14 protein-coding genes are annotated in these 15,639 nt (G+C 69.2%); 6 read left to right on the forward strand and 8 right to left on the reverse strand.

The genetic code is table 11. The features are described from left to right. Positions 1–44: 44 nt before the first annotated feature. Both GT354_RS41765 and GT354_RS41770 read right to left on the reverse strand, forming a co-directional pair. Complete coding sequence (locus tag GT354_RS41765) at positions 45–1,079, reverse strand: phosphotransferase family protein (RefSeq protein WP_161361958.1); 1,035 nt, start codon at positions 1,077–1,079, stop codon at positions 45–47. Further along, positions 1,076–2,269 (reverse strand): acyl-CoA dehydrogenase family protein, encoded by a 1,194-nt coding sequence (locus GT354_RS41770; RefSeq protein WP_161361960.1) that lies wholly within the window; start codon positions 2,267–2,269, stop codon positions 1,076–1,078. The genes GT354_RS41765 and GT354_RS41770 overlap by 4 nt, the downstream gene beginning before the upstream one ends. Positions 2,270–2,402: 133 nt before the next feature. Between GT354_RS41770 and GT354_RS41775 the strand changes: the two genes are divergently transcribed. Then, positions 2,403–2,987, forward strand: coding sequence for a TetR/AcrR family transcriptional regulator (locus GT354_RS41775; protein ID WP_237535976.1), 585 nt, complete (start codon positions 2,403–2,405; stop codon positions 2,985–2,987). 212 nt (positions 2,988–3,199) lie between these two features. Continuing rightward, positions 3,200–3,955 (forward strand): FCD domain-containing protein, encoded by a 756-nt coding sequence (locus GT354_RS41780; protein ID WP_161361964.1) that lies wholly within the window; start codon positions 3,200–3,202, stop codon positions 3,953–3,955. Between the two features lie 90 nt (positions 3,956–4,045). Here GT354_RS41780 and GT354_RS41785 read toward each other — a convergent pair whose 3' ends face one another. Further along, positions 4,046–4,924 (reverse strand): cyclase family protein, encoded by an 879-nt coding sequence (locus GT354_RS41785; RefSeq protein ID WP_161361966.1) that lies wholly within the window; start codon positions 4,922–4,924, stop codon positions 4,046–4,048. Between the two features lie 719 nt (positions 4,925–5,643). Here GT354_RS41785 and GT354_RS41790 point away from each other — a divergent pair. The 4 genes from GT354_RS41790 (at position 5,644) to GT354_RS41805 (ending at position 10,175) form a co-directional block, all read left to right on the forward strand. Continuing rightward, positions 5,644–6,786, forward strand: coding sequence for a thiolase family protein (locus GT354_RS41790; protein WP_237535977.1), 1,143 nt, complete (start codon positions 5,644–5,646; stop codon positions 6,784–6,786). A 3-nt stretch (positions 6,787–6,789) separates the two neighbouring features. Further along, positions 6,790–7,203 carry a Zn-ribbon domain-containing OB-fold protein gene (locus GT354_RS41795; protein WP_346012422.1) on the forward strand — a complete coding sequence of 138 codons (414 nt, stop codon included), beginning with the start codon at positions 6,790–6,792 and terminating at the stop codon, positions 7,201–7,203. A 46-nt stretch (positions 7,204–7,249) separates the two neighbouring features. After that, positions 7,250–8,830, forward strand: coding sequence for an AMP-binding protein (locus GT354_RS41800; RefSeq protein WP_161361969.1), 1,581 nt, complete (start codon positions 7,250–7,252; stop codon positions 8,828–8,830). A gap of 280 nt (positions 8,831–9,110) precedes the next feature. Further along, positions 9,111–10,175, forward strand: coding sequence for an SMP-30/gluconolactonase/LRE family protein (locus tag GT354_RS41805; RefSeq protein ID WP_161361971.1), 1,065 nt, complete (start codon positions 9,111–9,113; stop codon positions 10,173–10,175). A 176-nt stretch (positions 10,176–10,351) separates the two neighbouring features. On the opposite strand, the gene GT354_RS41810 is transcribed toward GT354_RS41805, so the two are convergent. Genes GT354_RS41810 through GT354_RS41830 form a run of 5 tightly spaced genes read right to left on the reverse strand, consistent with a single transcriptional unit; the run spans position 10,352 to position 15,419 of the window. Then, positions 10,352–11,479, reverse strand: coding sequence for an acyl-CoA dehydrogenase family protein (locus tag GT354_RS41810; RefSeq protein ID WP_161361972.1), 1,128 nt, complete (start codon positions 11,477–11,479; stop codon positions 10,352–10,354). 1 nt (position 11,480) lies between these two features. After that, positions 11,481–12,314: an enoyl-CoA hydratase-related protein gene (locus tag GT354_RS41815; protein ID WP_161361974.1), complete on the reverse strand. Its 834-nt coding sequence runs from the start codon at positions 12,312–12,314 to the stop codon at positions 11,481–11,483. Then, positions 12,311–13,258, reverse strand: a complete 948-nt coding sequence (locus GT354_RS41820) for an acyl-CoA dehydrogenase family protein (protein ID WP_161361976.1) — start codon at positions 13,256–13,258, stop codon at positions 12,311–12,313. The genes GT354_RS41815 and GT354_RS41820 overlap by 4 nt, the downstream gene beginning before the upstream one ends. Further along, complete coding sequence (locus GT354_RS41825) at positions 13,255–14,184, reverse strand: acyl-CoA dehydrogenase family protein (RefSeq protein ID WP_161361978.1); 930 nt, start codon at positions 14,182–14,184, stop codon at positions 13,255–13,257. Before GT354_RS41825 ends, GT354_RS41820 begins: the two co-directional genes overlap by 4 nt. 2 nt (positions 14,185–14,186) lie before the next feature. After that, on the reverse strand, positions 14,187–15,419 hold the full coding sequence (locus tag GT354_RS41830) for an acyl-CoA dehydrogenase family protein (protein WP_237535978.1): 1,233 nt from the start codon (positions 15,417–15,419) through the stop codon (positions 14,187–14,189). Positions 15,420–15,639 lie beyond the last annotated feature (220 nt).

Here is a 15,639-nt window from a genome sequence, read left to right on the forward strand (position 1 = left end):
ACAGCCCGCGCCCGCAACGGACCGCTCGCCGCGACCGATCGTGCTCAGGTCTGCCCGGCCAGCGCGCGCAAGCCGGCCGCGGCCAGCGGTGCGGGTGCCCGGCCCACGGTCTCGAAGCCGGCCCCCCTGGTCAGGCCCAGGCGGAAGCGGGCGTGGATCCCCTCGGCGATGACCGCGGCCTTGAAGTAACCGAGGGCGAGGTAGAAGCCGAGATCGCCCAGGGCGCGCCCGCTCGTGAGGCCGTAGCGGTGGGCCAGTTCGGCGGGGGCCGGGAGGCGGTCGCTGGTCGAGGCGGCCGCGTCCCCCAACACCGGGGCGAAAGCCGGGTCCGCGTACGCCAGATGCAGACCCAGGTCGGCGAGCGGATCGCCGAGCGTGGCCATCTCCCAGTCCACTATGGCGCGTATCTCCGTCGGATCGTCTGGGGCCAGGATGGCGTTGTCGATCCGGAAGTCGCCGTGCACGATCGAGACGCCGCTCTCCGCCGGGCACACCCGGGCGAGCCCGGCGTGCAGGGCGTCGAGGTCGGCGAGGTCGCGGGTGTGTACCCGGTGCCACTGGTCGTACCAGCGCCCGACCTGCCGGGCGAGGTAGCCCTCGGCTCGGCCGAAGTCGGCGAGTCCGACCGAGTCGGGATCGACGGCGTGCAGACGGGCCAGGGTGTCCACGAGGGCGTAGGCGCAGCCGGCGATCCGCTCGTCCGACAGGCTGTGCAGTTGCTCGGGGGTCCGGATGACGGTTCCCTCGACGTACTCGACCACCGAGAACGGCACGCCCAACAGGGCCGCGTCACCGAAGGCGACGGCGCGCGCCACCGGGACCGCGTTGCCGGCGAGTGCGGAGACGACCCGGTACTCCCTGGCCATGTCGTGCGCGGACGGGGTCAGCCCGCCCAGGGGTGGGCGACGCAGTACCCAGTCGGTGTGTCCGTCGGTGACCTTGTAGGTCAGGTTGGACCGTCCGCCGTGCACGAGTTCGGCGGCGAGTTCGCCGCGGAAGTCGGGCACGTGGTCCGCGAAGAAGCGCTTGAGCAGTGGCAGATCCAGTCCGTCGACGCCCGCTCCCGGGTCCGCTTTCACCGGGCGGTCGCCGCCTCGTGCCGGCGGACGACTCGACGGGCGATGGCCCAACGGTGGGTTTCCGAGGGGCCGTCGTAGATCCTGAACGGTCGCACCTCGCGCAGGAAGCGCCCGAGCAGCGCGTCGCCGGACACGCCGAGCGAGCCGCAGATCTGCAACGAGCGGTCCACCACGCGCCAGACGGCCTCGGCGCAGAAGGTCTTGGCGATCGAGGTCGAGTGGGCGGCGGATCCGCCCTGGTCGAGGTCCGCGCACGCCTGCAGGATCAGCCCGTGGGCGGCGGCGATGTCGATCTCGTTGTCCGCGATCATCGCCTGGGCCATGCCCAGGTCGGCCAGCCGCGAGCCGAACAGTTCGCGCCCGGTCGCCCTGGCCACCGCGATGTCCTGGGCCCGGCGGGCGATGCCGAGCCAGCGCATGCAGTGCGTCGTACGCGCGGGACCGAGCCGGACCCGGGCGTAGCGGAACCCTTCGTCGACCTCCCCGAGCACGGCGTCGTCGGAGACGAGGCAGCCGTCGAGCAAGAGTTCGACGTGTCCGCCGAACAGGCTCTCGTCGAGCGTGTCGATGTGTCGGACGACCTTCATGCCCGGGTTCGAGGCTTCGACCAGGAACATGGTCGCGCCCCCGGCGTCGCCGGGAGCGCCGGAGGTCCGCGCCATCACGATGGCGAAGGCGGCGCCGTCGGCGCCGGTGATGAACCACTTGTGGCCCTCGATGCGCCAGCCGCCCGGGACGCGTTCGGCCCGGGTGGTCAGGGCGCCGGCATCCGACCCGGCCCCCGGAGCGGGCTCGGTCATCGCGAAGCAGGACCGCACGTCACCGGTGGCCAGAGGGCGTAGGTAACGCTCCTTCTGCTCGGGTGTCGCGATGGCCTCCAACATGTGCATGTTGCCCTCGTCGGGAGCCGCGATGTTCAGGGCCAGCGGGCCGAGCAACGAGTAGCCGGCCTCCTCGAAGACGAACGCGCGGTCGCGCATGTCCAGGCCGTGCCCGCCGAACTCCGTCGCCACGTGCGGCGCGAACACGCCGGCCTCGCGGGCTGCCTGCTGAAGTTCCAGCCGGATCGCCTCGGAGCTCGGCACGCCTCGATGGCGTTCCTCGATCGGAAGCACCGTCCGCCGGACGAACCGCGCGGTCCGTTCGGCCAGTTCCGCCGCGAACGGACCGGGTGTGAGATCGACTGCCATGAACCCTCCCAGGCTAATGATCGTTAGCCGACCATAGCAGGGCTCCGCCTTCGAATCGCAAGTAGGAGAATCGAGGAGATAGAGTCCGGAGCTAAGAATTGTTAGCCCATCGTTCACGCCCGGGAGTGTGCTCTTGTCCGGCTCGCCACGATCCGAGGCCATCCGTGCCGCCGCGTTGGATCTGTTCACCCGGCTCGGCTACGAGGCGACGACCATGACGGACATCGGCGCCGCGGTCGGCATCCGCGGCCCCAGCCTGTACAAGCACGTCTCGTCCAAACAAGACCTGCTGGTGCAGATCACCCGCAGCACCATGGACGACCTGCTCGCCGCGCACCGGGCGGCCGTCGCGACGACGGACGACCCGGCGGAGCGGCTGCGGCGCGCCACCGAGACGCACGTGCGCTACCACGCCCGACACCGCCGAGAGGCGTTCGTCGGCACCCGCGAACTGCGCAGTCTCGTGGAGCCCCATCGCGCGGAGGTACTGGCGCGACGAGCGCAGTACGAGGCGTGCTTTCGCGACCTGATCACCGCCGGGGTGAACGCCGGCCGATTCCGGGTCGCGTCCGCGCGATTGGCCTCCTACGCCATCCTGGACCTGGGTATGGGCGTCGCCGTATGGTTCCGCGAGGACGGCGAGATCACCGAGGAAGCCGTGGTGTGGGAGTACGGCGAAATCGCCCTGCGCATCGTCGGCGCGAACGCCTCCCGATGACCCGGCCGCATCGACTCGACCGCACCGACCCGAGCTGCACCACGCCGGGTGAGACACACAATGAGGAAACTCTTTCCCACGCACCGTTGGAACAGTGCAGATCAGTGCGGAGCCTATGCCCGGTCCGCTAACATGGGCACCCAGGAAAGAGTGTTCTCAATCAACCACCAAGTTACTGCGGCGATGATTCCCAGACGAGACGGGTCCTGTCCATGACAAGCGCCGAGAAGGCGACTCGACAGACACCGGAGGGTGCGGGAGGGGGCCGGCGGCTCGCCGAAACCGTGGCCGGGCTGATCGAGAAGGACATCATCAAGGACGGCTGGCGTACCGGGACGGTCCTCGGTTCCGAACGGGACCTGATCGAACGCTACGGCGTGAGCCGTGCCGTGTTCCGCGAAGCCGTACGGCTCGTCGAGCACCATCAAATGGCGCGCATGCGGCGGGGGCCGGGCGGCGGTCTCGTCGTCACCGAACCCGACCCCGGCATCGTCCGCGATGCCGCGCGGGTCTATCTCCGGCACGCGGCCGTCAGCCGCCGACAGATGTTCGACGCGAGAATGGCCCTCGAACTCGCGGGTGTCACCGCCGCCACCGAGAAGCTGACCGAGCCCGGCATCGCTTTGCTCACGGACGCGCTCGACACCGAGCAGGAGCTGATGGACCGCGGCGTGACGCTCGGCCACGCACGCAATCTCCATCGGGTGATCGCCGAACTCGCCGGCAACCCGGCCATCACCCTCTTCGTCGAGGTGCTGTCCCAGCTCGACCAGGACATGGTGCAGCACGAGTGGGAGAGTGCCGACGAACCGGACGAGGAACATCGCGACACCGCGGTCCGGTCCCACGAGGCACACCGCGCGATCGTGGCGGCGATCGTGGCCGGCGACGCTCCGCTCGCGCAACACCGGATGCGTCGGCACCTGCAGGGCATCGCCGAACTCCTGCAGAACGAGTCCCCGGGATAAGTGGGTTGCCGTACCACGGCCGGCGGCCGTCGACCGACACGGTCGACGGCCGCCGGGCCGACGGGAAAGCGCCTGATCCGTCAGGTCACTTCACGTCACGGCGATCGGCCGAAGCGGTGAGCCGGTACCGCCGCGAATGGTGAGCGGCAGACCTATGAAGAGGAAGCTGGAGACCTTGTCGGCGGCCAGGGCCTCGCAGTTGACCCACTCCATGATGTGCATCCCCCGCTCGTGGAGCAGGTACAGGTGCACGGGGAACGGGTTGCCCGGCACCGGTGACGGCATGACCTCGAAGGACAGGGTGTCCGCGCCGACGTAGCGGGCGCCCTGCGAGACGAGCCACCGCGCCCCGTCCAGGGCGACGCCGCTGCCGTCGCCGAGCTTGCGAATCCGCCTGATGTCCGGCCAGTACTTCATCTGCCCGGTGCGAACCAGCACGATGTCGCCGTCCTGGACGGAGACGTCGGCGGCCTCCGCAGCCGCCCGCAGGTGCTCCTCGCCGATCGCGAAGTGCGGCGGCAAGATGTCGAGGCCGAGCGCGGCGGGAACGTCGAGCAGTACTCCGCGCCCGATGACGGGGGCCAGCTCCGAGGCGTCACCGCGTTCGGCGCCGTAGTTTCCCAGCGCGTCGTTCGCCGACACACCGCCGTGCCATTCGTCGTTGTCCCCGCAGGTGATGTGGCAGAGGGCGTCGATGTGGGTCCCGGTGTGCAGGCCGCCGGAGACGAACTCGGAGACGTAGCCGACCTGGGCCTGGTTCTCGTCGGGGTTGTCGAACGGGAACTCTCCGGTGGTTCGCTGACCCTGCGGGGAGCTGTAGGTGACCACCTCGAAACGCGGATAGCCGCCGAAGGCCGGCATGTGCCGCCACCAGCCCGAGGACAGGTCGTACACGGTGCCCTTCGTGGGAATGCCGAGATTGCGCAGGAGGTCGTCCGCGCCGTCGCGCGGCCGGGTCGGCGAGTCCATGGGGTGTCCCTTTCGCGAGCTGGAGAGTGGTCCGAACGCTGTTGCCGATGTAGTCGTGGCCGACCCGCGCCCAACGGCCGGCACTGCCGTACCGGCGGCCGGCGGGCGGGGCGAGGGCGAGACACGGCGCCCCGAGGCGGCCGGCGGGAGTGTCACGCGACCTTCACGCAGCAGGCCCCGTCCGCCCCGGACGGCAGCACGGCCGGCGCCCACAAGGTCCCGACAAGGCTTCGACTCCACGATATTTCAGTGTACTCATCACGTTGAGGCCGGTCCAGCCCAGGGGAGAACAGCGGGGTCTGCGGCATGCCTACCCCAACTGCGACCGAATCTCTTGCAGCAGAACCCCTAAAGAGGATACTCTTTCATCGTCTTCCTTGCGTAGTCGCAAAGATGCCCGCGGTGGTCGCCTCGGCCGTCGCGGTAGCGAGCTCTTCGGCACGAACTCCCGGCGCGAACCCCGTTCTCCCACCCCCGTTCCCCACCTCGGCGCGGCGGTCCGAGAGCGCCGACCGCCGGTTCCGGATGCGGGAATCGACGAGATGGCACGGTGCGCCGGCCGACACCTCTCACAAGGAGACATCCACACTTGATCCCGCGGAGCGCTCGGACGGACCCGGCGCCGGCAGACCGGAGCGCAACGCCGGAGCCCGACCCGGCGGCGCACCACCGGCACGGGCGTCCGCCCCGCGCACATCGATCACACGAGGGAGATTCCCATGGCGAAGGACATCGGGCGCGCCCTGCAAAGCGTCGCCGTCGTCGGCGCCTACAACACCCCCCAGGCGCGTTCACTGCCCGGACACACGTCCTCGTCGGTGACCCTGGACGCGGCCCGCGGGGCCTTGGCGCAGGCCGGTCTGCGCATGCCGGACGTCGACGGCTTCAACGTCACCGTCGGAATGGACGCCGAAGCGAGCGCCGCGTTCGCCTATGACGTCGGCGCGACCGGTTTTTGGATCGGGCGGGAGATGGACGGCGTCCAGGCCGTCATGGAGGCCGCTCTCGCCGTCGCGGCGGGCGAATGCGACGTGGCGCTGATTGCCAGCGGCCAGGCTTCCATCTACACCGACCGCGATTCCACCGCCCCCTGGACACGGCCGACCAACGAGTTCATCGAGACGTGGGGTCTGCACACCGCGGTCGAATGGGCGCTGCCGGCCCAGCGCTACCTGCACGAATTCGGTGTGAAACCCGAGGACCTGGCGCACATTCCGGCGACGATCCGAAACTACGGGGCGGCCAACCCCGAGGCCGTGTACCACGGGCGCGGCCCGTTCACCGCCGACGACATCCTCGCCTCGCGGATGGTCGCCTCCCCGTATCGGCTCCTCGACTGCGCCACGACCTCCGAGGGCGGCAGCGCCGTCGTGCTCACCACGATGGAACGCGCCCGCGATCTACCGACGAAGCCCATCCGGCTGCTCGGCGGCGGGCGGGAGGAATGGGGGCCGACCTACGTCAACCCACCGACCTACACCCGGACCGGGATGGTGGGACGCCGCGCCGCCGCGGCCGCGTTCGCGCAGGCCGGGATCGCTCGCGAGGACGTCGACGTGTTCGAGGTCTACGACAACTTCACCTACGAGGTCGTGCGCTATTTCGAGGCGTACGGCTACTGCGGGCCGGGCGAGGGAGCCCAGTTGCTGACGCCCGAGAACATTCGCCTCGACGGCCGATACCCCATCTGCACCGACGGTGGGCTCATGTCCCACTCCCACACCGGCTTTTCGCAACTCACCCAGAAGGTGGTGCGAGCCGTACAGCAACTACGCGGCGAAGCGAAGGTGAACCAGGTCGCCGGCGCGAAGGTCGCCTTGGCGAACTGGCCCAAAGGTCTCCTGCTCATGACTTCGGAGTGACCAGTGTCAACCGACCCCCTGCACCGGCCCGTTCCCGTACCGACACGCCTGTCCGAGCCGTTCTGGCGCGGCTGCGCCGAAGGAAGGCTGTGCTACCAGCAATGTGCCGACTGCGGCGGATCCGTGTTCAAACCACAGGACTTCTGTCCGCACTGCCTGTCCTCCCGGCTGACCTGGCAACAGGGTTCGGGCAACGGAGTGGTCTACAGCTTCTCGGTGGTGTGGCGACCCCAGACACCCGCCTTCGAAGTGCCCTACGTCGTCGCCATCGTCGAACTCGACGAGGGCTGGCAGATGATGACCAACATCGTGAACTGCGACGTGGACGCCGTGTATTGCGGAATGCCCGTCTCCGTGACGTTCTCCCCGATCTCGGACGACGTGGCGCTCCCGTTCTTCGAGCCGTCCGCGAGGTGAGCGCAGCCGGCGCGACAGTGAAGTCCAGGGGAAGGGCGGACGGCACATGACGAACGAGATGGTCTTTTCCGAACTGACTCCGGTGGCCTTCGCCGAGCGCGCCGCCAAGGTGTTTCCCGATCGGCTCGCGGTGGTCGACGGCGGCCTGCGGTACTCCTACGCCGAACTGTGGCAGCGAGTACAGGCGTTGGCCGGTGTGCTCACCGAGTACGTGCGCCCGGGGGACCGGGTCGCCGTACTGGCCCCCAACACCCATGTGCTGCTCGAAGCACACTACGGGGTCCCGCTGGCCGGCGCGGTGCTCGTGGCGCTCAACACCAGGCTGTCGCCCGCCGAGACCGCCTACATCCTCGACCACAGCGGGGCGAGCGTGGTGATCGTGGACGCCGACTGCCGTGAGGCGTTGACCGAGGCGCTCAAGCACAGCACGGTTCGCCCGACGGTGATCGACTCGGGTGGGCCCCGGGACGAGTACGAATCACTGGTGACGGGCGCCACCGCGCAGGCGACGGCGGTGACCGACGAGAGGTCCCTGCTGTCGATCAACTACACCAGCGGTACCACCGGACGGCCCAAGGGCGTGATGTACCACCATCGCGGCGCCTACCTCCAGGCGTTGGCGATGGCATACCACGCCAAACTGGACACGTCGTCGCGCTATCTGTGGACGCTGCCGATGTTCCACACCAACGGCTGGTGCTTCCCGTGGGCGGTGACGGCGGCCGGCGCGGTGCACCACTGCCTGCGCAAGGTCGACCCGGCGCAGATCTGGCGCGCCATCCACGAGGACGGCGTGAGCCACTTCTGCGCCGCGCCCACCGTGCTGGCCATGCTCGCCGAGGACCCCGCCGCGGCGGTGCCGGCACCTCGTCCGGTGCAGGTGTTCGTCGGCGGAGCGCCTCCCTCCCCGGCACTGCTCGCCAAGACGGACAGGCTCGGCATCCACACCCGTCATCTCTACGGGCTCACCGAGACCTTCGGCCCGGCCGTCGTGTGCGAGTGGCAGCCGGAGTGGCACGCGTTGTCGCCACAGTCGCGCGCACCGCTGGTGGCTCGCCAGGGCATCGCCAACATCGTCGCCGAACCGCTGCGGGTGGTCGATGCCCGCGGAGCGGACGTGCCGGCCGACGCGAGCACGCTCGGCGAGATCCTGCTGCGCGGCAACAACCTGATGCTGGGCTACTACCGCGACGACGAGGCGACCGCGGCCGCGGCGACCGCCGACGGCTGGTTTCGTTCGGGCGATCTGGGCGTCATGCATCCGGACGGTTATGTCGAACTGCGCGACAGGGCCAAGGACGTCATCGTCTCCGGCGGCGAGAACATCACCTCCGTCGAAGTGGAGAACGCCCTCGCCGAACACCCGGCCGTACTCGACGCCGCGGTCGTCGCGATGCCGCACCCGAAGTGGGGCGAAGTGCCGGTCGCGTACGTCACGCTCCGGACCGACGCTTCGATCGAGGAAGCCGAGCTGATCGCTTTCGTGCGAGAGCGAATCGCGAGGTTCAAAGCGCCGCACCGGGTGATCTTCGGCGTGCTGCCCAAGACCTCGACCGGAAAGATCCAGAAGGACCTGTTGCGCGGACGAGCCGTACACCCCCCACTCGACCGACCTCGACGTCGGTGACGAAAGACGTCCGGAGCCGCCGCGGGCGGCTCCGGTCGGCACCGCGCCGCTTCCCGCGCGGGCGCTGAATCCACGCCCGGCCCCCGGAGCCGGGCAGTCGGCTCTCCGCCGCACGCCTTGGCGGAAACCACACCGATCGCTCGTTTCGTCGCTTGGCCACCGGCCGGCGACACGCACGACTGCCACAGCCTCAAACCCCTGGCCCGAGCCCTGTTTCGCCCCTCGGCACAGTACGTCGGGCGCGGAGGGTTCGGAGCAGGGCCGTGGATCGGGAGGAAACATGACCAAGAACAAGAGACTGCTTGCGTTCGCGGCCGCCTTTTCGATGACCCTGGTCATCGGCGGCTCGGCGACCACGACCGCAGCCGGCACGACCGACGGCCAAAGCGCCGACTCCGCCGCCGACCGAGGACGGGGAACGTCGGGACCGCGCGAGGTCCGGGCGACCTCGATCGCCCAGGTGGCGCCGTTGGACCCGCCGACACCGTTCGGGCAGGTGACCGTCCTGGAGGGGCCCGCGTTCGGACCCGACGGTCGGCTGTACTTCGTCGACCTCACCGCGCCGGCGGGACAGCCCAAGATCCTTCGCTTCGACCCGCGCACCAAGACCACCCGGCCCGTCTACACGGACGCCACGAGCGGTTTCTCGTCCCTACAGTTCAGCCCGGTGGACGGGAAGATCTACGTCACCGACTTCCACAACGGCAGGATCGCTCGGCTCGACGCCGACGGCACCGGCTTCACCACGGTCTTCTCCGGGACGGTGGCCGGTCGCCCGATGGTGCCCGACGACATCGCGTTCGACACGTCCGGCGCGATGTACGTCGCCGACTACCAGGGCTCGCCGTGGAACCGGATCGGTCGGGTCGTGCGCCTGGACGCCGACGGCGGCAACCCGATCGTCCTGCAGGACGGCCTCTCCGCTCCCAACGGCATCTCGTTCACCCCGGACTTCTCCGGCCTGTGGGTGAGCGAGTACAGCCTCGGCCACGAGGACCACTTCACGCTGGCACCCGATCACAAGAGCGTCGTCGAAAGCCGCGTCGCGATGACCTCCGACATCGGCATCCACGGCTTCGACTCCAACTCCGTCGACGCCGCGGGCAACGTGTATCAGGTGGTGATCGGCTCCGCGAACATCCTGGTGTGGAACAAGAGCGGGGAGCGGATCGGCACGATCGTGGTACCGAACCGGTCCAGGGAGACGCAACTGGTCTCGAACGTGGTGATCAAGCCGGGAACGACGCAGGGATACATCACCGTCGGCGGCGACACCGGCGGCTTCATCTACGAGTTCCGGGCCTTCGCGCAGGGGATTCCGCAGTCCAACGGCGGAGGCGCCTGACCGAACCGGCGAGTGAACCCGCCGCCGATGGGGGAGTCGTGATGACCCGCGCGAAGCGAGGGGCAGCCCGCCTCGCGCGCCGGTGGCCGCGGCCGTGACACCCCGATGCCCGCCCGGTGACGATCGATTCGGTGATCACCGGGCGGGCATCCTTGCTCTCGTGAACAGCGCGCCGGTCAGCGTTTGCCGTGGAGACCGAACGCCTGTCGCGCGACGAGTCCGCGCATCACCTCCGACGTTCCGCCGCCGATGGTCTCCAAAATCGCCTGCCGCCACATGAACTCGACGTCGGTGCCCTTGACCAGGGCCTCGGTCGATCCGAACTCCATGGCCGAACGGGCGATCTCCTGGGTGAGCAGCGTCCCGGCCAGTTTGTGATAGGCCGCCGGGACCGCCGAGGGCTCACCACTGATGATCTCGCCGAGCAACGCCAGCCCCAGCGCCTCGGCCTCCGCCACCTTCACGGCGAGGTCGAACAGCCGCCGACGCACGACGGGATCCTCGCCCAGGCCCGATGTGCGCACCCAGTCGACGAGGTCCTGAAGATCGCGCCGAAGCCGCTTCGGGGGGAACTGGACGTGGCGTTCGACCGCCAACGCGGATGCGACGACCTGCCACCCGGCATTCTCGTCCCCGACACGATTGTCGACCGGCACCCGCACCCCGTCGAACCGGACCTCGTTCAGACGCCCGCCCTCGTGCGTGGGGATCGGCGAAACCGACACCCCGGGGTGGTCCAGCGGCACGATCAGGACGCTGAGACCGCGGGCCCGGCTGTCCGCAGCACCGGTACGGCAGAGCAGCCAGATGTAGTCGGCCCAATGCGCGTTGGACGTCCAGCACTTCGCGCCGTTGATCTCGTACTCGTGGTCGGAGACCAACTCCGCCCGAGTCCGCACCGCGGCCAGGTCGGAACCGGCATCCGGCTCGGAGTAACCCAGCGCGAAGTTGATCCGGCCGAGCCGAAGCCCCGGCAGAAAGCGTTCGCACTGCCGAGCCGTACCGTGTGTCATGAGCGCCTTGGCCACCAGACCCGGTCCCATCGGTGGGCGGGCGGCCCGCGCGTAGGCCATCTCGTCCCACAGGATGAACTCGTAGGCGGGTGACAGACCCCTGCCGCCGAACTCGACCGGCCAGGACAGCGACAGCCAGGCACGCTCTCCGAGCGCCCGGTAGAGCCGGCGCACGCCCTCCGCGGTGTTCTCGCCCCGATGGAAGAAACCGTTCAGATCCCGATGGTCGGCCAGGAATTCGAGGACCTCGCCGCGGAACTCCTCCTCCTCGGGAGTGAATCCGAAATCCATCTCAGTCGTCCTCGCCGGCAGCCGTCGTCCACTTCGGTTCGCGCCCCTCGGTGAACGCCCGGGGGCCCTCCTTCGAGTCGGGGTGCGCCCAATGCATCCGCAACAGCGCCCACCCGTACTCGCACGCCTGGGCGTATCCCATCTCCAGCGATCCCCAGATCGCCTGCTGCGAAAGCGACACGGCGGCCGGGGAGTTCTTGGCGATCGAGTGGGCCATCTCCTCAGCGGTGTCCATCAGCCGGTCGGGAGCGACCAGTTCGTCCACCAACCCCAACTGGTGGGCGCGCTCGGCGGGCATCCGATAGTCCTTGCCCATCAGCGTCATCCGCAGCGCGGAACCCAGCGGTAGACGCTTGGCGAGACCGATGTTCTCCATCGCCCCCACCAGGCCCACGTTGACGTGGGTGTCCATGAAACTCGCCGTCTGCGAGGCCACCACGATGTCGGCGTCGACCACGAAGTGCAGTCCGGCACCGGCCGCGAGGCCGTTGACCGCGCTGATGACCGGCTTCCACACCCGGTTCTGCCGCGGCGACCAGAAGACCTCATCCGTCAGCGGCCCCGTGCCGGTACTCATACCCCCACGGCCGGCGACGGCGTTGACATCCGCGCCCGTGCAGAAGTGCCGCTCGCCGGCACCGGTGACGATGGCCACCCGAATCCGCGGGTCGTCGCGGACCTCTTCCCACACCGACTTCATCCGCGGCATCATCGTCCCGGTCAGGGAATTGCCCTTGTGCGGCCGGTTGAGCGTGACATATGCGATGTGCCCGCGCTTTTCGAAAAGCACCTCGGGCGTCTCGACGTCCACCGAAGGATTTTGATCCTGTGTCATTGTGGGCCTTTCTCCGAATACATCGCCAACACCTGTCGGCCTATGTCGTTTTCGTGGGCCGGCACGAGCGAGAGCTGCCTGATGCGCTGCGCGATGTGGCCGACCGGCCCTTCGACGGCGTAACCCATCGCACCGTGGGTCTGATGGGAGACGAAGGCCGCCTCCATCGCGGCACGCGACGCCGACAGACGCGCGGCGACCGCGAGAGCCGCGCCTTGGTGATGCCCTTGGTCGATCGCTCGCGCCGCCACCTTGATCAGCTTTTCCGCGGCTTCCAGGCCGAGGCCGGTGTTCACGATCGGATGGGCGACGGCTTCGAACGTGCCGATGGTGCGGCCGAACTGCACTCGGGTGCGCGCGTGCTCGACGGCGGCGTCCAGGAGGCGCTTCCCGGCGCCCCACAGATAGCCCGCGAGCGCCGTGTTCGAGAAATCGGTTCCCTCCGAAACACGTTCCAGCGGGCGGACGCGCTCCAGCGAGACCCGCCCCCACGGTTCGTTTCCGAGGGTCTCCACCGGCTCCACCGCGCCTGCGGCCCGTGCGAGCCACGCCCCCTCGCCGTTCGACTCGACGAACACGTCGGCGATCGGAGCCCACGGCATCAGCGGTGGACACCCGACGGAGACCAGACTTTCGCCGGAAGCCAGGGCAACCGCCGCAACGGCGGGCAGAGTACGCGTCGCGAAGAACGTCCCGGCCACCGGCCCGGGGGCGAAGGCACGCCCCAACTCCATCGCGACGGCCGCGATCTCGCCTGCCCCGCCGCCCTCCTCCGGCACGGCCAGTGACAGCACGCCGAGCTCGGCCAGTCCCCGCCAAAAGGGCCACGGAAACGAGCCGGAACCCGCCCGTTGAACCTCTTCGGTGCACGTGTCCAGGCAGTAGCGACGGACGGATTCGGCCAGCGACCTCTGCTCCGTGGTGAAGGCGACCGGCTCGCTCATGCGGCTGCCACTCCCCACCGTGCCGCCACCACCGCGCGTCGATGGCTGCGCAGGCCCCCGAGTTCGGCTCTGAGCGCCTGCAGGCGAAGCGTCCACAGGTGGAGATCGTGTTCCCGGGTCAGGCCGACGGCGCCGGTGATCTGATGCGTTTCGCGCGTCAGCCGGTGCAGCGCGCTCATCGTGTGCGCGGCCGCGACGGCGGAGGACTCCGCGGGAGCGCCGTGGAACGCGGCCTCGTAGACGAGCCAGCGCGCGCCCTCCACCAGCACGCTCAGCTCGGCCAGGCGATGCTGCAACGCCTGGAAGGAACCGAGCGAACGCCCGAACATCTTGCGGTCTTTCGCGTACTGAACGGTGAGATCCAGCGCCTTTTGCATCATCCCGAGCGCTTCGGCGGACACCCCGATCCGCCACCAGTTCGTCATGCTCGCGGCCGTCCCCGGAGCCAGGTCGCGCCCTTCGCCGGGCACCACGCGGGCCAGCGGATAGCCGTACGCCGACGGCACCGGCGTCGCGTCCCGGGGACTCAGGCGCGCGGTGCTGCACCGGTCGGCTCCCGCGACGAGGATGTGGCGGGCCTCGCCGCCGTACCGTACCGGGCTCGTGTTCTCGACGGCGGCCAGTACGACCGGCCCCTCGGCGGCCGGCAGCCCGAGGGCCGGCAGCACCAGCAGGTGCGGCACCGCGGTGATCGCGCCGAGTTCGCCGCTGATCTGCTCGATCGCCAAAGTGGCTTCCAACGGTCCCGCACTGGGGTCGTCGAACAGGTCGAGGAACCCGCCTCCACGCAGCTCGGATTCGAGCGCATGGTCGTACGTCCCGTCGGCGGCGAGTTCTCGGCATCGCTGCATTCCGGCGTGCCGGTTCAGCAGGGAGCGTAGGGCGTCCCGCAGCGCGCGTTGGGTGTCCGATCGTTCGAAATCCACGGCTATTCCTTCGGGAGTTTCAGGATCAGGCGGGTGATCAGGTTGAGTTGGACCTCGTAGCTTCCCGCGGCGATGCCGGCGCCGAGCGAGTTGCGGAACTGCGCGTCGCCCACCGATTTCTCGACCAGGGCCTCGCTGCCCATGACGTCGAGCGCGAGGTCGCCGACGGCACGCTCGGCCTGCACCATCGCCGCGCGGGCCTGGTAGGCGAGGGGGGAGGGCTCCTTGGCCTTGGCGCGCTCGTCGATCACCCGGTAGACCAGCACACGGGCCGCCTCGCACAGCGCCCTGGCCTCGCCGAACTGCTCCTGGATTCCCGCGTCCGCGAGCAGGTCGGCCGTGCGGCACCATTCGGCGAGTCCGTCGAGGACCCGGGCGGCGCGCGCGTACCGCGGCGCACCGACGCGCTCGTACGCGAGCGTCCGCCGGACGATGTCCCAGCCCTTGTTCTCCTCGCCCAGCAGGCAGTCGGCGGGCACCCTGACGTCGGTGAGGAACACTTCGTTGAACGAGTGCGCTCCGACGAACCCCTCGATCCTGCGTACCTCGACGCCCGGCGTGTTCAGCGGCAGCAGGAAGACGGAGATACCGTCCCGGCCGTCCGCCACCGATCCGGTGCGCGCGAGGAGGAAGCAGTAGTCGGCCTCGTTCGCGTACGAGGTCCAGATCTTTTGACCGTTGAGGAGGTAACCGTCGCCGTCGCGCGTCGCGCGCGTCCTCAGCGCCGCGAGGTCGGTGCCGGCCTCCGGCTCGGAGAAGCCCTGGCACCAGAAGACCTCGCCGCGGGTGATCGGCGGCAGAAGGGCCTTCTTCTGTTCCTCCGTGCCGTACTTGATGATGGCGGGGCCGACCCAGTTCACGTTCATGTACTGGGGCCCGCGCGGTTCCCCGCGCTTCCACATCTCCTCGCCGAGCACGAAGTGCTGCCAGGCTCCCTGACCGCCGCCGCCGTACTCCTGTGGCCAGTGCGGGGTCAGCCATCCCTCGGCTGCCAGGACCCGGACGAAATCCTTCGAGAAGTCGGAGTGGACGGCGCTGCCGAGACCGTACTCGGAACGCGTCCAGCCCTTGGCCAGTTCACGATCCAAAAAGCCGACGAGGTCGCTCCGAAACGCGGCGTCCGCTTCGCCGAACGCGAACTCCATGAGTTCCTCCCTGTTACTGCGATCATGCGTCCTCGACACGGTGCCCTCGAAGAGGCGCACCTGCGGGGTGTCGAGTCGATGGGATCCCATCGAAGAGATGGTTCGAAAAGAGTACACTCTATTCAACGGAGCGACAAGGCAGCCCCTGTGCCTGCGGGAGCGGTGTGAGAGATCCACGGTGCTCGACCTGCCGAAAGGGCCGACTGCTCCCTCGGGGCAATGCGGCGCCAGTCGCGCACGTCATATGAGTGCACTCTAAAGGAGATCGGAGCGCTAGCCTGCCCACGCAGGGCCCGCGCGGCGCGCGCCG

Origin of the sequence: Streptomyces sp. SID3343 (assembly GCF_009865215.1) — a bacterium.
In the GTDB taxonomy this organism is placed as follows: domain Bacteria; phylum Actinomycetota; class Actinomycetes; order Streptomycetales; family Streptomycetaceae; genus Embleya.